The sequence below is a fragment of the uncultured Shimia sp. genome, assembly GCF_947498095.1.
In the GTDB taxonomy this organism is placed as follows: Bacteria; Pseudomonadota; Alphaproteobacteria; order Rhodobacterales; family Rhodobacteraceae; genus Shimia.
Window position 1 is genome coordinate 1 of the sequence record NZ_CANMJE010000020.1, and the last position, 21531, is coordinate 21531.

Annotated in this window: 25 protein-coding genes and 1 pseudogene; 18 read left to right on the plus strand and 8 right to left on the minus strand. The window is 57.9% G+C overall.

Annotated features, from left to right (window positions below):
- Positions 1 to 215 precede the first annotated feature (215 nt).
- The 4 genes from Q0932_RS19360 (at position 216) to Q0932_RS19375 (ending at position 3760) form a co-directional block, all read left to right on the plus strand.
- Positions 216 to 1205 carry a nitronate monooxygenase family protein gene (locus Q0932_RS19360; RefSeq protein ID WP_299356729.1) on the plus strand — a complete coding sequence of 330 codons (990 nt, stop codon included), beginning with the start codon at positions 216 to 218 and terminating at the stop codon, positions 1203 to 1205.
- Positions 1202 to 1870, plus strand: a complete 669-nt coding sequence (locus Q0932_RS19365) for a histidine phosphatase family protein (RefSeq protein ID WP_299356731.1) — start codon at positions 1202 to 1204, stop codon at positions 1868 to 1870. Before Q0932_RS19360 ends, Q0932_RS19365 begins: the two co-directional genes overlap by 4 nt.
- A gap of 86 nt (positions 1871 to 1956) precedes the next feature.
- Positions 1957 to 2982, plus strand: a complete 1026-nt coding sequence (locus Q0932_RS19370; RefSeq protein ID WP_299356733.1) for a phosphotransferase family protein — start codon at positions 1957 to 1959, stop codon at positions 2980 to 2982.
- The gene (locus Q0932_RS19375) at positions 2975 to 3760 is read left to right on the plus strand and encodes an SDR family NAD(P)-dependent oxidoreductase (protein ID WP_299356735.1); all 786 of its coding nucleotides are present in this window, start codon (positions 2975 to 2977) and stop codon (positions 3758 to 3760) included. Before Q0932_RS19370 ends, Q0932_RS19375 begins: the two co-directional genes overlap by 8 nt.
- 2 nt (positions 3761 to 3762) lie before the next feature.
- On the opposite strand, the gene Q0932_RS19380 is transcribed toward Q0932_RS19375, so the two are convergent.
- Complete coding sequence (locus tag Q0932_RS19380) at positions 3763 to 4269, minus strand: GNAT family N-acetyltransferase (protein WP_299356737.1); 507 nt, start codon at positions 4267 to 4269, stop codon at positions 3763 to 3765.
- Between the two features lie 160 nt (positions 4270 to 4429).
- Between Q0932_RS19380 and Q0932_RS19385 the strand changes: the two genes are divergently transcribed.
- Complete coding sequence (locus Q0932_RS19385; protein ID WP_299356739.1) at positions 4430 to 5659, plus strand: MFS transporter; 1230 nt, start codon at positions 4430 to 4432, stop codon at positions 5657 to 5659.
- Here the strand turns inward: Q0932_RS19385 and Q0932_RS19390 are convergent.
- Together Q0932_RS19390 and Q0932_RS19395 are read right to left on the minus strand one after the other, a co-directional pair.
- Positions 5656 to 6075 carry an ACT domain-containing protein gene (locus tag Q0932_RS19390; RefSeq protein WP_299356741.1) on the minus strand — a complete coding sequence of 140 codons (420 nt, stop codon included), beginning with the start codon at positions 6073 to 6075 and terminating at the stop codon, positions 5656 to 5658. The genes Q0932_RS19385 and Q0932_RS19390 overlap by 4 nt on opposite strands.
- Positions 6047 to 6409, minus strand: a complete 363-nt coding sequence (locus tag Q0932_RS19395) for a hypothetical protein (protein ID WP_299356743.1) — start codon at positions 6407 to 6409, stop codon at positions 6047 to 6049. Before Q0932_RS19395 ends, Q0932_RS19390 begins: the two co-directional genes overlap by 29 nt.
- 197 nt (positions 6410 to 6606) lie before the next feature.
- Between Q0932_RS19395 and Q0932_RS19400 the strand changes: the two genes are divergently transcribed.
- Complete coding sequence (locus Q0932_RS19400; protein WP_366141439.1) at positions 6607 to 7026, plus strand: PaaI family thioesterase; 420 nt, start codon at positions 6607 to 6609, stop codon at positions 7024 to 7026.
- Here Q0932_RS19400 and Q0932_RS19405 read toward each other — a convergent pair.
- Positions 7023 to 8429, minus strand: a complete 1407-nt coding sequence (locus Q0932_RS19405) for an aminotransferase class V-fold PLP-dependent enzyme (protein ID WP_299356745.1) — start codon at positions 8427 to 8429, stop codon at positions 7023 to 7025. The genes Q0932_RS19400 and Q0932_RS19405 overlap by 4 nt on opposite strands.
- A gap of 110 nt (positions 8430 to 8539) precedes the next feature.
- Between Q0932_RS19405 and Q0932_RS19410 the strand changes: the two genes are divergently transcribed.
- Complete coding sequence (locus Q0932_RS19410) at positions 8540 to 9007, plus strand: Lrp/AsnC family transcriptional regulator (protein WP_299356747.1); 468 nt, start codon at positions 8540 to 8542, stop codon at positions 9005 to 9007.
- Here Q0932_RS19410 and Q0932_RS19415 read toward each other — a convergent pair.
- Together Q0932_RS19415 and Q0932_RS19420 are read right to left on the minus strand one after the other, a co-directional pair.
- Positions 9004 to 9687: a cupin domain-containing protein gene (locus Q0932_RS19415; RefSeq protein WP_299356749.1), complete on the minus strand. Its 684-nt coding sequence runs from the start codon at positions 9685 to 9687 to the stop codon at positions 9004 to 9006. The two genes, Q0932_RS19410 and Q0932_RS19415, sit on opposite strands and share 4 nt — an antisense overlap.
- A gap of 109 nt (positions 9688 to 9796) precedes the next feature.
- Positions 9797 to 10684 carry a TauD/TfdA family dioxygenase gene (locus Q0932_RS19420; protein ID WP_299356751.1) on the minus strand — a complete coding sequence of 296 codons (888 nt, stop codon included), beginning with the start codon at positions 10682 to 10684 and terminating at the stop codon, positions 9797 to 9799.
- A gap of 91 nt (positions 10685 to 10775) precedes the next feature.
- Here Q0932_RS19420 and Q0932_RS19425 point away from each other — a divergent pair, with 91 nt between their 5' ends.
- The 4 genes from Q0932_RS19425 to Q0932_RS19440 all read left to right on the plus strand — a co-directional run bounded on the left by Q0932_RS19425 (position 10776) and on the right by Q0932_RS19440 (position 13400).
- A complete protein-coding gene (locus tag Q0932_RS19425; protein WP_299356752.1) occupies positions 10776 to 11690 on the plus strand; it encodes a LysR family transcriptional regulator in 915 nt (304 codons plus the stop codon).
- A 103-nt stretch (positions 11691 to 11793) separates the two neighbouring features.
- Positions 11794 to 12312 carry an aggregation factor core gene (locus tag Q0932_RS19430; RefSeq protein WP_299356753.1) on the plus strand — a complete coding sequence of 173 codons (519 nt, stop codon included), beginning with the start codon at positions 11794 to 11796 and terminating at the stop codon, positions 12310 to 12312.
- Between the two features lie 65 nt (positions 12313 to 12377).
- Positions 12378 to 12830, plus strand: coding sequence for a TspO/MBR family protein (locus Q0932_RS19435; RefSeq protein ID WP_299356754.1), 453 nt, complete (start codon positions 12378 to 12380; stop codon positions 12828 to 12830).
- Positions 12831 to 12842: 12 nt separating this feature from the next.
- Positions 12843 to 13400, plus strand: a complete 558-nt coding sequence (locus Q0932_RS19440; RefSeq protein ID WP_299356756.1) for a CIA30 family protein — start codon at positions 12843 to 12845, stop codon at positions 13398 to 13400.
- A gap of 68 nt (positions 13401 to 13468) precedes the next feature.
- Here the strand turns inward: Q0932_RS19440 and Q0932_RS19445 are convergent, their stop codons facing one another.
- Complete coding sequence (locus Q0932_RS19445) at positions 13469 to 14404, minus strand: LysR family transcriptional regulator (protein WP_299356757.1); 936 nt, start codon at positions 14402 to 14404, stop codon at positions 13469 to 13471.
- 122 nt (positions 14405 to 14526) lie between these two features.
- Here Q0932_RS19445 and Q0932_RS19450 point away from each other — a divergent pair.
- The 6 genes and pseudogenes from Q0932_RS19450 to arsJ all read left to right on the plus strand — a co-directional run bounded on the left by Q0932_RS19450 (position 14527) and on the right by arsJ (position 20530).
- Positions 14527 to 16154: pseudogene (locus Q0932_RS19450) on the plus strand (BCCT family transporter).
- Positions 16155 to 16337: 183 nt separating this feature from the next.
- Complete coding sequence (locus tag Q0932_RS19455; RefSeq protein ID WP_299356758.1) at positions 16338 to 16670, plus strand: metalloregulator ArsR/SmtB family transcription factor; 333 nt, start codon at positions 16338 to 16340, stop codon at positions 16668 to 16670.
- 12 nt (positions 16671 to 16682) lie between these two features.
- Positions 16683 to 17198: an arsenate reductase ArsC gene (locus Q0932_RS19460; RefSeq protein WP_299356759.1), complete on the plus strand. Its 516-nt coding sequence runs from the start codon at positions 16683 to 16685 to the stop codon at positions 17196 to 17198.
- Positions 17195 to 18247 carry an ACR3 family arsenite efflux transporter gene (gene arsB / locus Q0932_RS19465; RefSeq protein ID WP_299356760.1) on the plus strand — a complete coding sequence of 351 codons (1053 nt, stop codon included), beginning with the start codon at positions 17195 to 17197 and terminating at the stop codon, positions 18245 to 18247. The genes Q0932_RS19460 and arsB overlap by 4 nt, the downstream gene beginning before the upstream one ends.
- 11 nt (positions 18248 to 18258) lie before the next feature.
- The gene (locus tag Q0932_RS19470; protein WP_299356761.1) at positions 18259 to 19269 is read left to right on the plus strand and encodes an ArsJ-associated glyceraldehyde-3-phosphate dehydrogenase; all 1011 of its coding nucleotides are present in this window, start codon (positions 18259 to 18261) and stop codon (positions 19267 to 19269) included.
- A gap of 19 nt (positions 19270 to 19288) precedes the next feature.
- Positions 19289 to 20530 carry an organoarsenical effux MFS transporter ArsJ gene (gene arsJ, locus Q0932_RS19475; RefSeq protein ID WP_299356762.1) on the plus strand — a complete coding sequence of 414 codons (1242 nt, stop codon included), beginning with the start codon at positions 19289 to 19291 and terminating at the stop codon, positions 20528 to 20530.
- Between the two features lie 4 nt (positions 20531 to 20534).
- Here arsJ and Q0932_RS19480 read toward each other — a convergent pair whose 3' ends face one another.
- The gene (locus tag Q0932_RS19480) at positions 20535 to 21335 is read right to left on the minus strand and encodes a DMT family transporter (protein WP_299356763.1); all 801 of its coding nucleotides are present in this window, start codon (positions 21333 to 21335) and stop codon (positions 20535 to 20537) included.
- On the opposite strand from Q0932_RS19480, the gene Q0932_RS19485 reads away from it, so the two are divergent.
- A complete protein-coding gene (locus tag Q0932_RS19485; RefSeq protein WP_299356764.1) occupies positions 21328 to 21510 on the plus strand; it encodes a hypothetical protein in 183 nt (60 codons plus the stop codon). The genes Q0932_RS19480 and Q0932_RS19485 overlap by 8 nt on opposite strands.
- The last annotated feature ends 21 nt before the right edge of the window (positions 21511 to 21531 follow it).

The window sequence follows — 21531 nt, forward strand, 5'->3', positions numbered from 1 at the left end:
CTCAAAAGACCATGCAATACCAAACCCCAGCAGAGAAATTCGAGACCTGTGTTGAAGCGACCAGTTGAAACCGCACCAACAAACCGGATGTTAGGCCGAAACACTTCGCTGGGCCACTGATGTCGCGCTAAGTGACGCAATGTCCTTTGCATCTCCTCTTGCGTCTTGTGGCAAAAAACATACCGTCCAGTATGTGCGAATTCAGGAGAGACGCCATGCCCGGTGACAGCCATCTGCCCAAAGCCCTTCAAGGTCTGCGTATCCCCGCAGTTGCCTCGCCATTGTTTATCATCTCGGTGCCTGAATTGGTCATCGCCCAGTGCAAGGCCGGGATTGTTGGCAGCTTCCCCGCGCTCAACGCGCGCGAGGGCGAGGGAGAGCACCCGTTGCTCGACACCTGGCTCACCCAGATCAAGGAAGAGTTGGACCGCCACAATCAGGCAAATCCGGACACTCCGGCGGCTCCCTATGCGGTGAACCAGATCGTGCACCGATCGAACACGCGATTGGACCGGGATCTTGAGATTTGTGCCAAACACGAGGTGCCGATCTGGATCACCTCACTAGGCGCGCGGGTTGAGGTCAACGAGGCGGCACATTCTTGCGGCGGTATCGCTTTGCACGACATCATCAACAACCGCTTTGCCAAAAAGGCGATTGAAAAGGGCGCTGATGGTCTGATCGCTGTGGCTGCCGGTGCCGGTGGCCATGCTGGCCCGCAATCTCCTCTCGCGCTGATCTCGGAAATCCGTGAATGGTTTGAGGGGCCTTTGTTGTTGTCCGGGTCGATTGGCACGGGCGACGCTCTGTTGGCCTCCCTCGCGATGGGGGCTGATCTTGGCTATATCGGGTCGCCCTTTATCGCCACCCAAGAAGCCAACGCCGTACAGGGTTACAAGGACATGATCGTCGAAAGCGGCGCGGATGATATCGTTTATTCTTCTTTGTTTACGGGTGTTTCCGGGAATTATCTCCGCGGTTCGGTAGCCAACGCAGGAATGGATCCCGACAACCTGCCGGAGGGCGACGTTGCCACAATGAGCTTTGGCGACAAACGCGAAAAACCGAAAGCCTGGAAAACCATCTGGGGCTCGGGACAGGGGATTGGCGCGGTGAAAGAAGTGGTGCCCGTGGCAGAGGTGGTCGCGCGCTACGAACGCGAATATCACGCCGCCATTGCCCGGCTACAAGACCGTATCGCATGAGCCAGATGTTGCATCTTGTCCGCCATGCCCAAGCCTCGTTTGGGGCGGCGGACTATGACAATCTGTCCGCGCTGGGGCATCGTCAGTCCGAAGCCTTGGGGACTGCGTTACGCCATCAGGGTGTGCGCCCAGACGCGGTCTTTATCGGCGCGCAGAAACGCCATCGCCAGACCTGGGAAGGTATGGCCAAGGGCATGGGGCTGCAGGTAAAACCTACGGTTTTGCCGGGCCTGAACGAATTTGATTTCACCGGGCTTTTGAACGCCCGTTTCGCGGACGGTGGCGCCCCGGAAGGGATGCATGATGACCGCCGCGCCCATTTTCGCACTTTGCGTGATACGGTTCTGATGTGGCAGCGAAACGAGATTAACGCCCCGCCGGAAACCTTTGCGGCTTTTACCGACCGCGTGCGCAAGGCGCGCGCCATTATCGGGGGCACGGACGCCAAAACGACGCTCGCGGTCTCATCTGGCGGCGCCATTGGGCGGACAATTGCAGATGTGGTTGATGGGCCGGCCGACCAGATGATTGGCCTGCAGCTTCAGGTCAAGAACTGTGCCGTGGCCCGTCTGGTGATTTCCAGAAACGGCACCTGGCTGAACGGTTTCAACGAAACGCCGCATATCACAGCCGAAAATGAAGAAGAGATGCTAACCTATTCCTGATCGACTGAGCTGGCGTCCTGGTCAGGGCGCCTCCGCCGGGAGTATTTTTGGCAATACGAAAACGGGAGAGTCCTGGGGAGGACAATATGGACGCGACAAAATTGGACACCGAAGATGTTGCCGCGTGGCTGGCAGACACTATGCCGGGCTTTCAGGGGCCGCTAAGGGCTGAGAAATTCGCAGGCGGGCAATCCAATCCAACTTTTGCTCTGTCGTCACCCTCGGGAGAATACGTTCTGCGGCGAAAGCCCCCGGGGACACTCCTGAAATCAGCCCATGCCGTTGATCGTGAATTCCGCGTGCAAAAGGCGTTGGCGGGCACTGACGTTCCGGTCGCCGAAATGCATGTGCTTTGCGAAGACGACGACGTGATCGGGTCGATGTTCTATGTCATGCAGCGCATCAATGGGCGAAACTTTGACGACCCGCGCATGCCCGACCTGACCAACGATGAACGTGCAGAAGTCTTTGACCAGATGAACGCGGTTCTCGCGGCCATTCATTCTGTTGACATCGGCGCTGTGGGGCTTTCCGACTATGGACCAGAAGGAAATTACTTTGAGCGTCAGGTTGGACGCTGGACCAAGCAATACCGCGCGTCTGAGACGGAACCCGTTCCGGCAATGGATCAGCTGATTGATTGGCTCGAGGCCAACATGCCCGAAGATGATGGCAAACGCACTTTGGTGCATGGCGATTATCGCCTCGACAATTTGCTGTTTGCGCCAGACGACACGAGATGCGTCGCGGTTCTGGACTGGGAGCTGTCAACGATCGGCCACCCTTACGCCGATCTGGCGGGCGTGATCATGCAATGGCAAATGCCGCCGGGTGGCGCGGGACGGGGGCTGCAAGGCGTTGACCGTGCGGCACTTGGCATCCCGTCGGATCGCGATTTTGTAGGCAAGTACTGCGAACGCATGGGATTGCCCGGCATCGAGAAATTCGGCTTTTATCTCGCCTTTTGTTTCTTCCGCATGGCGGCGATCATTCAAGGCGTCAAGAAACGCGGGCTGGACGGAAACGCCTCTGACCCGGAACGGGCGGCCAAGATGGGCAGTTATGTGCCGCTGTTCGCGAATGCAGGTCTGGAGGCCACGAAACATGGATAAACGGTTTAAGGATCAGGTGGTGATGATCACCGGCGCGGCGTCGGGTTTTGGCAAGATGGCCGCTGAACGCTTTGCAGCCGAAGGGGCCAAGCTGGGCCTGTCGGACATTTCCGGCGATGCGTTGCAAGAGGTGGCCGAGGCTCTGCGCGGCACCGGCGCTGAGGTTGTTGCGGATACCGTGGATGTCTCCAATGCTGAACAGGTCGCGACCCATGCCACCAACATTGCCACCGCGTTCGGAACCATCAATGTCGGCATCAACAATGCCGGGATCGGGCACGACCTCGCGCCGCTGCACCTGATACCGGTGGAAGATTTTGACAAGAACTATGCCGTCAATGCTCGCGGTGTGTTTCTCTGCATGCAGCAACAGTTGCCGCATATGCTCAAGGCTGGACAGGGTGTGATCCTCAATGTCGCCTCGGCGGCCGGGCTGGTGGGCTCGGGGCATCTGTCGGCCTATTCCGCTGCCAAACATGCGGTGGTCGGGCTGACCAAGGCCGCCGCGGACGAATATGCCCGCAAGAACATCCGCGTTAATGCGCTGTGTCCGTCCTTTGCCATCACACCGATGGTCGAAGAAATGGCCCTGCAGGTCGGCGCGCGCAGCGGTGCCAGCCGGGAACAGGCGCTGGGCACTATCACATCGCGCATTCCGATGGGGCGTGTTGCCCAGCCCGAGGAGATCGTGCAGGCGATGCTCTGGGCCTGTGCACCGGAAAACTCGTTCATGACCGGGCAGTCCATTGCGCTTGATGGCGGGCTGACAGCGATTTGACGCTAAAGGTCCATCTCGAAGAACACCATCTTGCCCTCGGTGATCGGGGGCATCTCTGAATAGGGGCCGCGTTGGCGAAAACCCATCGAAAGATAGAGTTTTTGCGCTGCAACTTGAGGGAGGCCGGTATCCATGAGAATCCGCGTAAACCCATCTGCACGGAGTTGCTGCACAAGCACCTCCATCAGGGTGCGCCCGGCACCCAATCCCCGGGCGTCCTCGCGGATGTAAACCCGTTTGATCTCGGCCACGCCGGGTTCCAGCGAATGAGACATGCCACAGCCCACGGGCGTGTCATTGTGCAGCGCCAGCTTGACGGTGCCACCGGGGCGCGCGTGCTTGATTTCAATGTCCTGCAACAGCGCTTCATAGTCAGGCTTTGCGTAGAAAAGCTCGATGATCTCTACAAAGTCGGGCCCCATCCCCATGAGGAAATCGCGGTACTCCCAGCACATGTCGCACACTGTGTCGAACTGGGCGGGCGTGGTCGCCTCGATGATCTTGAGCATTTCGATCTCCTGTTGGGTGGGTGCAGTCCCGCAGCCTACATGTCCTTCTTTTCCGTGCAACTCCTCCAACGTCTAGACGCGCAACAATCTCCTTTGTAATCCCGCCAAACAATGACAGGTTGCCCCTAAGCCCCGATGCACAAAAGAGACCACAGCTCAGATGTCCGACAACCCCAATCGCCGCTTTGGCGCTCTGAGCGAACCAAACTATCGTCTGTTCCTCAGTGGCTTTGCGTTTTCTTACACGCTCTACTGGGTGACGCTCTTGGCCATTGGTTGGTGGATGTGGGAGGTCACGGGATCAGCGGCCTGGGTCGGTTTCGTGTTTTTCTGCGATCTGTTTCCGGGCGTTTTGGTGACGCCCTGGGCCGCCGCCATCGCGGATCGAGGCAACCGGTTCCGCCTTTTGAAGATCATCCTCTGGATCCAGGTTGTCACGGGGTTTGCCCTTGCAGCCACCGCATGGGCAGGGGCCCTGACGCCCACGGTTCTTTGTGCCTTCGTGTTCCTCGAAGGCGCCCTGATCGGGTTCAGCCAGCCTGCGTTTTTTGGCATGATCAACCGTCTGGTGCGCCCCGAAAATCTGTCAGCTGCCGTCAGCCTGAACATCACAGTTACCAATGGGTCTTACATCGTCGGCCCGGTGCTGGCAGCATATGTCTTTTCGTTTGATCTGGGTGTCGCGCCATTGGCATTTGCGGCCAATGCACTGGGAACATTGGTGTATCTGGCGTGTCTGGCGCGCGTCACGCTGCGCGCAGAGCCGCCGAGAGAGCCGCAGGACACGGCGACTCTGTTGCGCGAAATTCTGGATGGCATGCGTGTTTTTGTCAGCAATCGCACAGTGTCCCGTGCCATTGTGTTGATCCTCGCCGCCGCGATCCTGCAACGCCCGCTGATCAGCCTGATGCCCGGTATCAATGACCGGTTTGACCTGTTCGCCGCGCATCGGTTCACCTTGCTCACTGCGAGTTTCATGGTGGGCAGCATCATCGCCTCGCTTATTCATGCACATCGCAATTCCGCACAAGGGTTGGAGCAGCTGACACCAAAGATCCTTGGCATTCTGGGGCTAGGGTACATCGCGTTTTTCTGGGCGATGTCCTCGTTTGCAATGGCGGGGGGATTGGCGATGGCGTGCCTGTGTCTGATCGGGGTGGGCACAACATTCGTTCTGGCGGGTAATAACGTGATCCTGCAAAACCGCACCCCCGAACATCTTCGAAGCCGGGTTCTGGGCAACAGTTTCATGCTGTCGCGCACCTTGGGTGCCTTGGCGGTAATCTCTGTCGGCTTTCTTGTCGAGGCCACGGACTTTGGCCTGTCCTTTGCCATCAACGCGGGGCTGGTTCTGGTTGTTGCGTACAGCTTGTTGTTGATGCGGCGTTAGGCTTGGGTCTGCGCTGCACTCTGCAGTCCCTTAAGCAAGGCCAGAGCGCGTTCTGCCGACTCTGCGGGCACAAAGGCATGGTCATGGTGATGTGCCGCGACCATGTTGCAGGCAATGCCGTTCTCGGCCAGAGCCGTCGCCACCGCCGCCGTCAGCCCCACGCCGTCCAGCGCCGAATAGACGTTCAGCGTGATGCAGCGCATTGGGTGATCGCAGGACAATCCCTCAGCCTGTGCAACATCCAAAGGCAACAGCAACGACAGCCCTTCGGCTTCGTTATAGGTTCCAAGCGCGTCGACAAGCAATCGGGTGGCCTGCTCGGGATCTTTGATTGAGGCAAAAACAAACTGACCGGGGCGCAAATCTGGGGTCATGCCTGCGATCATGTCATGCGCGGAATGTGCGATGTCTGCCAAGGTATGCTCCACTCAGATGTGTGGGGCGAGCATTGCAGTCTTTTGATCCGGCAACAAGATCGTTGCGCCGACGGGGCGGGGGGCACCCGGATCGGCCGTCCTGTTTGCAATCCCGCTTGTCTTTACCAACAGCGCCATTGTCTTGACGGCAATCCTGACGCGTGTCGCGCCGACCTTTGCGGCGGTCCATACCGTTTGTGGTGGCCACGTCATAGGTTTCATAGCTCATAGGCTGTGATGGGGTCGCTGGTGTCGGATCTGTCGGCAGTGCAGCAACTGCAACGCTGGTTGAACAGACGAGGGCGGTAACGGTGGCAAGGGCTTTTAATTGCATGAGGTGTCCTTTCGATACTTGGGGCGACGTGCTGTGTTGATAAGAAGTAATTGGTGTCGTGTTGCGAGGACTGCCTCTCTGCGCGTGCCAATGACTTTCGGTTTTTTGCCAATCTTTTGCACCCGTTGCACCGATGGGATTGGCTCTGGCAGCGCTTCGGGGGTGTCTCGGAAAGTGAACTTTGCTATGACACCGCCATGACCATGACCCCGCTTGACCCCCGACTTGACGAATCTCCCTATGCGCTGCAACGCCATTTGGGATTTCACCTGACCCATTGGGGTGCAGATCACGCCCGCCTTGAACTGCCGATAGAGCATTATCACGCCAATCGGGCCGGGCTGCCGCATGGTGGGGTCTATGCCACTTTGCTGGATACGGTCATGGGGTACGCGGGCAGTTACACGGGCGATCCGGCACACAAGCGCCTTGCGTTGACCCTGTCGTTGACCACGAATTTTCTGAGCCGACCCAAAGGAAAGCTCCTGATCGCCGAAGGGCACAAAGTCGGTGGCGGTGCCTCGACCTTCTTTGCCGAGGGCACCATCACAGATGACACCGGGGAAGTGATTGCCCGCGGGTCCGGGGCCTTTAAGTACCGGAAAACAACGCTTTAGGCTGCTTTAGCTGCGCCTTCACTGACCAAATCCCGCACCGCGTCGAGGATGAAATCAATTGTGTCGTCTTCCATCAGGTAACTCAGATTCAATCGCACGAACCCCGGCTTAGACTTGGTGTCCCCGGATAGGATATCGGCACGAATTTCCTCGGACCATGCGTCGTCGATCTCCATCAACCGATGCACATAAGGACCCGCGCAGGAACATCCCCCACGGGCCTGAATGCCATAACGATCCGAGAGCGCGCGCGTGAAATCGCGATAGTCGATTCTCTGGCCATTTGTGTCACGAGGGACAAAGGACAAAAACGGCAACCGCACTTCTTGCTCAGCCGCGAGAATTTCAATGCCGGGAACACCTCCCCAGGCGGCAAATGCCTTGCCCGTGTTCCCGGCATTGCGGGTCTGGATATACTCCGACCCGATGACGTCTTTGACGATCAATGCCAGCGCCGCGCGAATGTCCCCGATGACGTTTGGCGTGCCGCCTTCTTCGCGCTGTTCAATACAGGCCACATAGTCGTGGCGCTTGCCGTTCACAAAGGCCACCGTGCCGCCGCCGGGGCGGCTGGGGGTGTTCACTTTGACGGCATCGCGGCGCACCATCAGAACACCGCTGCCACCGGGACCTCCAATGAACTTGTGAGGCGACAGGGCAACCGCATCAATCGCCGTGCCACACGGTAGGCTCATGTTGATGTCAAGGTAGGGGCCACCGCCCGCATAATCCCAGACCATCGCCGCACCTGCGCTTTTGACCATACGTGTGACTTGCGCGATATCGGTGCAGATGCCGGTGACGTTTGAGGCCGCCGAAAACGCGGCGACGGTCAGGCCCAGCGCTGTGCAACGGTTCAGTTCTTGGTCAAGCTGATCCAGATCTGGCCCGCCGCTCGGTGCCTCATCAATTTCGATCACCTCGGCGCCGCTTTCGCGCCACGGCAGGATGTTCGAGTGATGCTCATAGGGTCCCATGATGACAAACGTCCGTTCCCGACGCTGCAAAGCATTCCGCAGGCCCAACAGATGCACCAGCTGGTTCAGGCCAGATGTGGCGCCCGATCCGGAAAAGATCACCGCATGTTCCGATGCAGAGCCACCGCACTTTTGCGCAATCACGTCACGGGCCTCAGCACGCATGTTGGTCATGGTGGCGCCACAGAAGCTGTCGACCGTGTGGCTGTTGGCATAATAGGGCAGCACGTCTGACATGATGAATTCTTCCACCTGACGCAGAGGGCGACCCGAGGCGATATAGTCCGCATAGATCATTTTTTGCTGCCCAAAGGGTGTGTCAAACGTCAGGTCTTTGCCAATCTGGCCCTGCTTTAGCGCCGCAACTGGATCGGGCAGGGCGCGCAGGTTTGCTTCAAACTGGGCGAGGGGAGAGAGATGTGACATGAGAGACCTGTTCGCGTGAGGAGTTATGCAATCAAGATAACAACGCGAAACAGGGGAAACCTCCCCTTGTTTAATTGATTTATCAGAAATTTTGTGTCATTTGATCGGTTATGTCTGAAAAATTCGATCAAATTGATAGGCGTATTCTCGACATTGCCCAGCGCGACGGTGCTTTGTCGCAACGCGAACTGGCGGACCGTGTCGGGTTGTCACAAAATGCGCTGTGGCGGCGTCTGAAACGGCTGGAAGAGGCTGGTGTTCTCTTGGGCAGCCATCGCCGAGTCGCGGCGCGTGCATTGGGGCTGGACCTGACCGTGTTTGTGATGGTGCGTACCCGCACGCACTCTGACGATTGGATCGAGGCCTTTCGTGCCCATGTCTCGCGCATCCCGCAAGTGGTTGAAATGCATCGGATCGGCGGCGATTGGGACTATATGCTCAAAGTGGTGACACGCGGCATGACTGGCTATGACGCGGTCTACAAGCGGCTGACCACAGGGATCGAGCTTGAGACTGTGACAGGGGTGTTTTCTATGGAGACGATGCTCGAAGATCGACCCTTGGATGTTTACGGCTAGGCTGTAGGGGATGCGTGCATCGCGTCCGGGGTCAGGTGGCCGGTTTTCACGTAAATCAGGCACCCCTCTTCCGAAAAGGGCGTGTGCTCGGACATATGCGGGCTGCGAATCCAGGTGCCTGCTGGATAGTCCCCGTGTTCATCCTGAAACGTGCCTTCCAGCACGAGGATTTCTTCGCCGCCCCAATGCCGGTGCCCGCTAAACTGTGTCCCCGGTTCCCAGCGCACCAAGGCGACGTTCTCGCCAGAAACGCTGTGCAACGGCAGGACGCTCAGTCCGGGATGTACACCGGGGCCAAATGCGGCCGCGCGCGTGTCGACATGAAAATGCGCCTGATCGTCGGCATCGAACTGATGCAGTTTTACAAAGATCGTGCAGCCCTGATCGGTGTGAGGTTTGTGTGACGTACCAATCGGATTGCGCACATAGCTGCCTGCCGGATAGTCCCCGCTCTCGTCTGAGAACACGCCCTCAAGCACAAAGAACTCTTCTCCGCCGCCGTGGGTATGGGCATCGAAATAGGACCCGGGAGCAAAGCGCACCAGCGTTGTCGCACGCGCCACTTCGTCGCCAATCCGATCCAACATCATGCGCTCCACGCCATTTGCCGGGGATTTGACCCAAGTGTGGTCCTCAGGGCGGATCACCACCCGTTCGGAAAAGTCAGCATTGATCATCATGGCGCGCGCTCCTGTTGCTCACTCAAATTAGAAGTTTGAGGCAGGCAATCAAGGTTACGCATTGCCGGGACGTTTCACAAATTGGTCATGTCCCGGGGCGTGTGTCCTCTCAGGCCACCGCCGCGCGCGCCACCGCCAACCCGTCCGCATCGGTCATTGACACACAGACACTGTCCAGATGCCGCGGTTTGGACAGATCCCAAGGCATGCCTCGGTGCAGCGTCGCCCTTTGATCCCACAGCAGCACATCGCCCTTTTCCCATTTGTGCGAATAGGTGAATTGCGGCTGCGTGCAATAGGCCACCAGGTCGTCGACGATCGGCTGGCTGTCTTCCGGGCTCACGCCGTCGATTTGATAGACGTGGCTGGCAACAAAGATGCTTTCCTTGCCGTTCACGGGGTTTTCCCAGATCGCTGGCCAACATTGCGGTGGCCATTTGTGGAACATCGGATGCTTGGCCAGCTCTGGCGAAATCCGTTCGCGGCTGTGAGAGTACTTGTGCCAGAACCGCTGCGCCCGCAGTTCGTCTTTTCGCGCTTCAGGCAAGGTCGCAAAGGCCGCTCGGGTCGAGGCCAGCTCGGTCTCGCCGCCCTCATCTGTCGGAACTTTGGCCGTCAGGATGTTCACCAGCGACGGGGTCGGAATGAAGGTGCTGTCGATATGCCATTGCTGGTTCGCGATAAGGTGCATCGTGTGCATGTCCATCTCACCGGTCAGCCCGCCGCTGTCGGTCACGTTTGACACCGGGCGCACTTCTTCCTTGTAGCCCTCGTCGCGTTCATCAGCCAGACGGTCTTCGACCGGACCGAACATTTTGGCCAGTCGCAGATGCACGTCGCCGGGCAGGTCCTGCCCCTTCACCAGCACAGCCGAATGCTCCTCGAACAGGGCGCGCAGTTCCGGGAATAGATGGGTTTCGGTCACATCAGCCAGGTCGAGGTCATGGGCGATCACCCCAAAGTTTTCGGTCAGTGGCGTGGATTTAATGGCAGGCATGGTCACGATCCTTATGTGTCTGAATGGATCCTAGCACTCCGATAGCGTCAGTAAACTTGCCAATTTCCTATCCGTTGCATAGCTTCAGGTTATGCCATCCCGTTTTCGCCGTATCCAGCCCCACCTCACCGCCCTGCCAGTTTTTGAGGCCGCCGCGCGCCTTGGCAGTTTCACGCGGGCGGGCGAAGAGCTGGGCATCAGCCAGCCCAGCGTCAGCCGACACATTGCCAACCTTGAGGACGCGCTGGGTCAGCCACTATTCGTGCGCGACCACAACCGTTTGACCCTGACATCGGATGGGATCGCGCTTGCCGGGGCTGTGGATCTTGGCCTCAGCCATATTGACACGGCCTATCGCAAAGTTGCCCAAGGCGCACGGCGCGAGGGTCTCACACTGGCCTGCAGTTTTTCGTTTGCCCATGGCTGGCTGTTGCCACGGTTCTCTGATTTGCGCCGCGCGGCTGGGGACACGCCTATCCATCTTGTCGTGTCCTACTGGCTTGAAGACGTCGATCTGGAGGATGTTGACATGGTGGTCAACTGGCGTTCGCGCGGGTGGACCGAATGGCCCAGCCTCAGCCTGTTTGACGAGGTGGTCTATCCCGTAGCGGCCCCAACCTGGCAGGGTAAAGGCGGCGACAGGCTCAGCACCAAAGATCTTTTGCATTTCGAAGAACGTGACACTGAATTTGTCGGCTGGGAACGCTGGTTTGCTCATCTGGGTCAGCCCATGCCCGACACCACGGATGCTTACCGCTATTCAAACTACCACTTCATGATTCAAGCCGCGATGGATGGCGAAGGCGTGGCGCTGGGCTGGCATCACCTTGTCGCGGACCAGATTGCCGAAGGTCGGCTGGTTCGTATCGGCGCGCCCATGCATTACCGCGACGATGCCTATTCGCTGGAGTATCGGCCGGATTCAACGGCCCCCGAAACTGTTCAGTCTGTGCTCAGATGGTTTCGCGGAGAAATCGCCAAAACGCCCGAAGTGCCACAGGAATAGAACGTCTGATATTGGCCTTTTGGCGCGATTTCAGAAAAAGTGATCTCACTTGAGACTGCTTGCGTAATCCCTCTGACATCAACCTTAGGGATCGAGACAATCAATGGGTTATTTTCTAAATTCGCTTTCCGCCGCCGGTGTGGCATCCATGGTCATGTTCGGGACGACTGCTCAGGCAGATCTTCGTGTCAGCTTTGACGAAGGGGCGCCGAAAGACCGTTTTCGCATCGAAAACACGGGAGCCTGCGCCATGTCTGACCTATCACTTTTGGTGGACCTCGCTCCTTCTCAAGGCGGGCTAATTTTCGACGTGACTTCAGAAGGGCAGGGCGTCGAGGTGTTTCAACCTTTCGAGATTGTGCAAGGCGCTGAGGCATTGGATGGCGTGCCAAAGGTGACCGATGGGCAAACCGAGATCAGCCTGGATATCGTAAACCTCGCACCCAATGAAGCGATCGCTTTTACAATCGACGTGGACGATACACTTGGCCAGCGCGCCATCACTGTATCGGGCGCTGAGATTCAGGGTGCGGTGGTCTCCTATGTGCACGTTGGCGATCAGAAATCGGCAACGTTTTCGACCAACGCCGAGGCAAAGATTTCCGGAACGTCCTGCTCGTGATTGCCTGATCGAAGCGCGCAGCTACTCCAAAACAGCCACACTACAAATTGTGAGATGTCAGTCCAATGAACACGCTTTTGACGCGCTTTGCTTTTCTTCTTCTGGTGATGGGCGGAGGCATCCTGATCGGCAGCATGACCGCACCAGGAGATTGGTACGCAAATCTCAGCAAACCATGGTTCAACCCTCCAAACTGGATTTTTGCGCCTGTCTGGACTGTGCTTTACGTCCTGATTGCAATGGCAGGGTGGCGCACATGGGAACGGGATAGCGCGTCTTCACAGATGACGCTTTGGTGGGGACAGCTGGTGTTGAATTTCCTGTGGTCACCGGTCTTTTTTGTGATGCAGAAGCCTTGGATTGCCTTTGTGATCATCGCGGCGCTGATCTTTGTTGTTCTGACGTTCATAAGGCAGAACTGGTACATCGACCGTACTTCGGCTCTCGGGTTCATCCCCTATACGGTGTGGGTGGCATTCGCCTCAGCGCTAAATTTGTCCATTGCCATTTTGAATTGAGGAAAAAGGTTCATGCGACTTGTTAAAAAAAGACTGTTTGCAATTGTATTGGCCTCAGGTCTCGGCACGAGTGTCGGAGCAAGAGGTCAGATGTTCGAAGACTTTGAAATGAAACCAGACCTGCGATGGGATTTTGTCGCTGATACAGTAATGGGGGGTGTCTCCACCGGGTCCGTCAAGTTTTTAACCGAGGGTGACGTTGCTTTTGCGCGGATGACCGGAACGGTCAGCACCCAAAACCGTGGTGGATTCATTCAATTTCGCCGCAAGTTCGAAGACCGCTTGCCCGACGAGGTGACGGGCGTGCGGCTAGTGGTGCGTGGAAATGCCGAGAGGTACTTTGTCCACCTTCGTACCACTGGCGCGATGCTGCCTTGGCAGTACTACCAATCAGGTTTCGAATCCAAACCAGGCTGGCAGGAAATCCGCTTGCCGCTATCGTCGTTTGACTCTTCGGGGTCAATGTTGCGCAATACACCACGTGCAGGCACGATTATCTCTGTTGGTGTGGTCGCCTACGGGCGTGATTACGATGCGCTGATCGATGTGCGCGAAATCGACTTCTATTAGGCGCCAAAACGTCCGGTTGTTCTGGTGCCGCTAGGCCCTACTGGCATGAAAAGAGCGGCTGGGGCCTCTTAGCGTTCTGGCCCAATGCTGACCAAGGGCGCATGGCACTGTTTGAGGCACGACAGGAACTCCTGCGTCTTGCGGTCCGGCTCCGGCTTTTTGCGGGTGATGGCGGCAAAGACGGTTGAGTAACTGGTCTGTTCAGGCGCTACCGGACGCACGCTGCCCTTTCGTATAAAGGTCTCGGCAACATGGTCCGCCAAGAACCCCAGATATTTGCCAGACTGAATGAGCAGCGACAGGGCTTCTTCCTCCTGCACCTGTGCGGCCCGCGCGATGCCCAGTTTTCTGCCGGCTTTCATATTGGGGGAGTTGAAGGCATAGCCTGCGTATTTGAAGCCGCTGAGGTCCGGTGCGGCGTCCGTCGAATCAAACAGCGGATGCCCTTCGCCGCAATACAGCGTCATGTGCTCAGAGTAGAGCGGCGTATAGGTGAGCATCGTCGACTGCCGGTGCACCGGAACAATGGCGATGTCCAGAGAGCCATCCGTGACCCGCGATTCCAATGCGCTGGGCGGATCCAGCGCGATCTCTAGTGCCACGTCTGGCGCAATATCATCAAACCGCTGAATGGCTTTGTGAATGCGCGCCGTTGGATTTGTGGAAGACTGGTCGAACACGCCAATACGCAGGGTCCCGGTCAGTGTGGCATGGATATTGTCGATCTCTGATTGAAACCCGTCGATCGAAGACAAGAGTTTGCGTTCCGAAACAAGTACTTGCTCACCTTCTGCCGTCAGAGAGAACCCCGATGGCCCTCGGTTGCAGAGTTTCAGACCAATGCGCAGTTCAAGGTCAGAAATGTGTTTTGAAATCGTCGATCGTCCGATATTGAGTTCAAGTTCCGAGGCGGCAAACCCGCCGCACTCCGTCACTGTGAAGAAGATTCGTACAAGGCGAATGTCGATATCGCTGAGGCTGCGAATGAGTACGCTTGTTGCCATTCAAGGTTTCATTCCCGTGAAACTATGCACGGAAAGGTTCCCGCTTATCAAACCTTATCTCACCCGTATTGTTGTCCTATTCAGGCGCGTTTCACACTGCGCGCCGCAACAGGGAGACACAAATGTCAATAAAACCTCCATTATCGGACCTGCCCATTAAAACCGCGGACAACGGTTTTTTTCGGGGGTTCAGCGTCGACGTGACGGTAATCAGTAAGATCATCATCAGCAGCATGCTGGTGGTGTGGTGCATCGTGTGGCCCACTCAGGCGGGCAACGTTCTTGGCGAATGGAACGCCGCGATCCTATCGCAATTTGCCGCTTGGTATATCTGGGTTGTGACCGCCTTTGTGCTTGTGTGTATTGGCCTTGCGATCTGGCCAACGGCCGGGCGCATGAACCTTGGCGTCGACGGCGAAAAACCCGAGTTCTCCAACTTCTCGTGGTTCTCAATGATGTTCGGCGCTGGGATCGGCGCCGGCATGCTGACCTGGGCCGTTGCGGAACCGGTTGCGCATTTCAAGAATAACCCTTCGGTGGTCCAGGGTGTGACCACGGCGCTTGAGGCGGACAACGTACGCACCGCTTATGTCTGGTCCTACCTGCACTGGGGTCTTGGCGCGTGGGCGTGTTACGCCATCGCCGGTCTTGCGCTGGCGTTCTTCAGCTATCGCCGTGGCCTGCCGCTGACGACCCGCTCTTCGCTGACACCGCTGTTTGGTAAATCGCTCTCGGGCACCGTTGGGCACATCATCGACATCGTCGCCGTTGTGGCAACCATCCTTGGCGTGGCGCAGACGTTGGGCTTTGGCGTTGAACAGTTCGTCGCTGGCCTGACCCGCATCGGTATTGGCGGTCTTGCACTGGCCGACGGCACCGCAACCACCACCGGCATCATCGTGGCGCTCTTGGTCATCATGGGGGCGTCGACCCTCTCGGCGCTCTCGGGCGTTGGCAAAGGCATCAAGTGGCTGTCGAACATCAACATGGTGCTGTCCATCTTCCTCTTGCGCTTTTTCATCATCTTTGGGGCCACATGGTTCGGTGCGATGGCATTCTTTGTCGGCATCTGGGACTATCTGGTTGCGCTGCCATGGCTCAGCTTTAACGTCTACAAATCGGACGGTATCGAAGGGTCTAATTTTTCCTTCTTGCCCAATGGCAGGGTTGGTGGCCGGTGTTCTACTGGGCCTGGTGGATCGCGTTTGCGCCTTTCGTGGGATTGTTCCTGGCGCGTATCTCGCGTGGTCGTACCATCCGCGAATTTGTTCTCGGCGCTATGATCGTGCCTTCGTTGATGTGCTTTGTCTGGTTCGCATGGGTCGGAGGCACCGCGGTTGATCTGGAACTCAACGGCGCGGCGAACAGCGTGATCCTTGGTGCCGCCAACGGTGGCAAGATCCTTGCCATGACCGAGTTCATGCTGGCTCCGATCGCACAGATCCTGACCTGGGGCATGGCGGTGCTGATCGTGAACACCATCAATGCAGCTGGCGACGAAGGTCCCAAGGCGCGTCCCCACATCATGTTCTGGGGCGCAGCCCTGGCGCTCGTGGTGGGTGGTTTGCTGATTTCCGGTGGCACCGGGGCAATTCAGACCGCTATGGTCATCGGCGCCTTGCCGTTCTCCATCGTCATGGCGCTCATGTGCGTGGCTCTGATCAAGGCGATCTGGAACGATGGTCGCCGCGAGGCCGCCGGTATCGCCACCACGGTTGATCCGGAAACCTCTACCATGCCGGCCGAGTAATCTCGCACGCAAAATGTGAAAGGGCCCCGGTGAAGATCGGGGCCTTTTTTGTTTGTGCGCAAAGCTCCTACCATTAAGTCGGGCGAATTTGCTGGGCTTGCGCCAACCCCGTCACAAAAACTTCATGCAATCTGACCACATATTCTCTTGCGACTCGCTTAATGCTTCCATAATTCATGAAATATGGATAAATCAAACGCACTCACCGCCTTTTCTGCCCTTAGCCAGCCCACCAGGCTGGACGCCTTCAGACTGTTGATTGAGGCGGGTGAGGCCGGTCTGGCCGCCGGAGACATCGCCGACCGGCTTAACGTGCGTCAGAATACCCTCAGCGCCAATCTGTCTGTGCTGCTCAATGCTGGCCTCGTCAGCAACCAGCGCGAGGGGCGCACCATCCGATACTTTGCCAATACCGACGGCCTGCGCGGCCTCCTCGGCTTCCTGCTGCGTGACTGCTGCGGCGGGCGACCAGACCTCTGTGATCCATTGATTGAAGACATCGCCTGTAGCTGCTGAAAGGAGCGCGTCATGAGCGACAAAACCTACAATGTACTCTTTCTGTGCAATGCCAATTCCGCCCGGTCGTTGATGGCTGAGGCCATTCTTCAACGCGAATCCATGGGCAAGTTCCACGGCTTTTCTGCCGGTTCCAACCCCGCCAGTGCACCGCATCCTCAGACGCTCGCGCTGCTTAACCGTTTGAACCACGACACCGGGTTTGCCCGTTCCAAGAGCTGGGACGAGTTTGTAATCAAAGATGCTCCGGAAATGGACTTTGTTTTCACTGTCTGCGATCGTGCGGCGGCAGAACAATGTCCGGTCTGGCCGGGTCAACCTATGAGCGCCCACTGGGGCGTTCCGGATCCCGCGACTGCAAAGGGTAACGATGCAGAGATCGGCGTTGCCTTCAACGACGCCTATGCAATGCTTAGGAACCGCATCTCGTTCTTGGTCAACTTGCCGTTTGCCGAGCTGGACAAGCTTTCCTTGCAACAACAGCTTGATGAGATTGGCGAGTTCACAGACGCTCCGGAGGACGCATGACAGACGCAACCACACAAGCCGAGGCAGGCCTTGGAACCTTTGAACGCTGGCTGTCGCTATGGGTGGCACTGGCCATTGGGGCAGGGCTGATCCTAGGCAATGTCAAGCCGGGCCTCTTCGGCGCATTGGCGGCGATGGAGGTGGCTTCGGTCAACCTGCCCGTCGCAGTGCTGATTTGGGCCATGGTCTATCCGATGATGGTCGGCGTTGATTTCGCCTCGCTTTCACATATCGGCGACCGTCCCAAGGGCATTGTCATCACGCTGGTGGTGAACTGGCTGATCAAGCCTTTCACCATGGCGGCCCTTGGCGTCTTGTTCTTCAACTATGTTTTCGCCGGGCTGATCCCACCAGACGATGCCCAGGCCTATCTGGCGGGCGTCATCCTGCTGGGCGCCGCGCCCTGCACGGCGATGGTCTTTGTCTGGTCTAATCTGACACGGGGAGACCCGACCTATACCCTCGTGCAGGTTAGCGTGAACGACGTCATCATGGTCTTCGCCTTTGCGCCCATTGTCGCTTTCCTTTTGGGTGTGACCGACATCGTGGTCCCGTGGGAAACGCTGATCCTCTCGGTGGGGCTCTATGTGCTTCTGCCCTTGCTCGCAGGTCTCATCACCCGCAACCGCCTCGTGAAACAAGGTGGCGAGGCGGCGGTTGATGCCTTCAAGGCCAAGGTCGCGCCGTTTTCGATCACGGGCCTTCTGGTCACGGTTGTCCTTCTCTTTGGCTTTCAGGGTCAGGTCATTCTGGACCGCCCCTTAGTGATCGTCCTCATCGCCATCCCGCTGTTGATCCAGTCCTACGGCATCTTCGCAGTCGCCTACGGCTGGGCGCGCATCTGGAAGGTTCCGTTCAACGTAGCGGCTCCGTGCGCTATGATTGGCACCTCAAATTTCTTTGAGCTGGCTGTCGCTGTCGCCATTTCGCTCTTTGGCCTCGGTTCGGGCGCAGCCCTTGCCACCGTTGTCGGCGTGCTGGTTGAAGTACCCGTCATGCTTTCTCTTGTCGCTTTTGCCAACCGCACCCGCGGCTGGTTTCCCTCCTGAAGGAACACACAATGACCAAAATCGCCATCAATGGGCTTGGCCGCATGGGCAAGCTGGTGATCCGCAGCTTCTTTGACCTTGGGCTTGATGCCGAGATCGTCCTCCTCAACGACGGTGAAGGCGACGCAGGCCTGCACGCCCATCTTTTAGAGTTCGACACCGTGCACGGCCGCTGGCGCGCCGACTTTGCCCACGACGCAGACAGCATCACCATCGACGGTCACAAGATGCGGTTCACGACCACCCGCGATCTCTCAGACCTGCCGCTGGGCGAGATGGGCATCGACCTCGTCGTCGATTGCACTGGCGCCTTTAAGACCAACGCCAGGCTGCAACCCTATTTCGACGCATGCGTGAAAAAGGTCGTGGTTTCGGCACCCGTGAAAGAGGATGATGTTGCCAATATCGTCTACGGCGTGAACCACGACATCTATGACGCCAATGCGCACAAAGTCATCACTGCGGCCTCGTGCACCACCAACTGTATTGCGCCTGTGGTACAGGTCATCAACGAACACCTGGGCATTGAGCAGGCCAGCTTTACGACCATCCACGACGTCACCAACACGCAAGTGATTGTCGACAAGGTGCACAAAGACCCACGCCGCGCACGCTCGGCGCTCAATTCCCTGATTCCCACCACAACCGGCTCGGCCAAGGCCATCATTCAGATTTTCCCTGAACTTGAAGGTCGCATTGATGGCCACGCTGTGCGCGTGCCGCTCCTGAATGCGTCCCTGACAGATATCGTGTTCGATGTTTCCCGCGACACGACCGCCGAAGAGGTCAACGACCTGTTTGAAGAGGCCGCCAAAGGTCCGCTGGAAGGTATCCTGGGCTATGAAACACGCCCTCTGGTCTCAACCGATTACACCAATGACGACCGGTCAACCATCGTGGATGCGCTCTCGACCCGTGTGGTCAACAAGCGCCACGTCAAGATCTACGCATGGTATGACAACGAATGGGGCTACGCGTGGAGATTGGCCGACGTGACCCGAATGGTTATTGCCAGCCTCTAGGCGTCGGAGCCTTTGCCCCATGACCACAGCAGAAAAACCCCAAGGCCATGCCGCCTATATCACCGTGACCGCCGCCTACTGGGCCTTTATGCTCACCGATGGCGCGCTGCGGATGCTGGTGCTGTTGCACTTTCACACCCTGGGCTTCAGCCCGGTGCAACTGGCCTATCTGTTCCTGCTTTACGAGGTCATGGGCGTGGTCACCAACCTGTCGGCAGGCTGGCTCGCGGCGCGCTTTGGCTTGACCTCAACGCTCTATGCCGGGCTTGGCATTCAGATCGTTGCCCTGATCGCTCTGGCACAGCTTGATCCCGCATGGGGCCTGACCGCCTCGGTCACCTTCGTGATGTGTGTGCAAGGGCTTTCGGGCATTGCCAAGGACTTGGCCAAGATGTCCGCCAAATCCGCCGTCAAAATCCTCGCCCCAACGGGCGAAGGCGCGCTGTTCAAATGGGTCGCCATCCTCACCGGCTCCAAGAACTCCGTCAAAGGGTTTGGCTTTTTTCTGGGTGCGGTGCTGTTAGGGCTCTGGGGTTTTGCCACCTCTGTCTGGGTCATGGCGGTGGTGCTGGCCGTGATCCTGATCGGCGTCGTTCCCTTTATGCCCGCAGGCCTGCCGCAGGGCAAAAAGTCCGCCAAGTTCTCTCAGGTCTTTTCCAAGGATCCCAACGTCAATCGCCTGTCACTGGCCCGCATGTTCCTGTTTGGCGCGCGCGACGTCTGGTTCGTGGTCGGCATCCCGATCTATTTCTACGCCGTCCTGTCCGATGGCAGCGAAGAGGGCAACCGCGCTGCTTTTTTCATGATTGGCAGCTTCATGGCGCTCTGGATCATCCTCTATGGCTTTGTGCAGGGATTGGCGCCGCAATTGCTCAAGGCGAAAACCAGCACCACGCCCGAGATCGTGCACAAGGCCGTCATTTGGGTTGCCATCCTGACGCTGATCCCGCTGGTCCTGTCCCTCGCGGTCTGGCTTAACTTGCCAAATCTCACCGCCATCCTTGTCCTGGGCCTCTTGGTTTTCGGGCTTGTCTTTGCGGTGAACTCTTCGGTGCACTCCTACCTGATCCTCGCCTTCACCACGGGTGAGCGGGTGACGATGGATGTCGGCTTTTATTACATGTCTAACGCCGCAGGCCGCCTGATGGGCACGTTGCTTTCTGGCCTCTCATACCAGGTCGGAGGCCTCCCCCTCTGCCTCTTCACCGCGGCGGTGATGGCAGGGCTTTCAACGCTCGCTGCCCGCCGCTTGAAAGGGTAGGGGGTCACCCCATCACCCCCACCGTCCGCATGCGCTCTCGGTAAAACATAGACACCGCAGCCCCCACGATCATGACCGCTCCGGCGATCGTGAACCCATCTGGAATCTCGTCAAACACCGCAAACCCCAGCACGGCGGCATAGATCAACTGCGTGTAGTCTATGCTGCTCACCACGCTGGCCTCGCCCAGTCGTAGCGCCTTGATGCCGAGCCATTGTCCAACACTTGCCAATAGTCCCATCGCCAAGAGGTACCCCAGATCAAACCAGCCGGGTGTTACCCACAGCCACACCAGTGGCACGCCCGAGGCCAACCCGGCGAACAATGACTGATACAATAAGAGTGTCGCCGTCGACTCGCCTTGTGACAGCCTGCGCACCGCCAGCCGCGCTACGGCTGCTCCCAAAGCTGCCGCCAAAGGGATCAATGCGTATTTCGCGATCTCTGCATCCAATCCTGGCCGCATCACGATCACCACGCCGATGAACCCTGCCACGATGGCGGCCATCCGGTGCCGACCAAGCGGCTCTCCCAAGACCCACATGGCTAACAGGGCGACAAAAAACACATTTGCAAAGCCCAGTGTCGATGCGGTGGTCAGCGGCAGCACCGATACGGCCCAGATGCCGCAGGCCAGCGAGGCAGATGCACCGGCCAATCGTAGTGCATGCCATCCCGGATGCCGCGTTCTCAGGCTGCCCGGCAGTGATCTCGCAATCGTGGGCAGCGCCGACAGGAACACCACGATCTGCCGGAAAAATAGGATCTGCAACACTTGATAGGTGTCCACCGCCCCTTTGGCCATCGCTGCCCACCACGAGATTGGTCTCGGTGATCTGCTTGAAGGCATCGTGTTGCACAGTTTTGAAGGCAAGCCGCCTTTTGGCCCCGAAACGCTTGATTTCATTACCCAGATGCGCAGCGCTTACGGCCTCGACCTCACCGCCAAAGACAGCCATCTGTTGACGGAAAAATCATAGGGCGAGGTTCGCCCCGCTGCG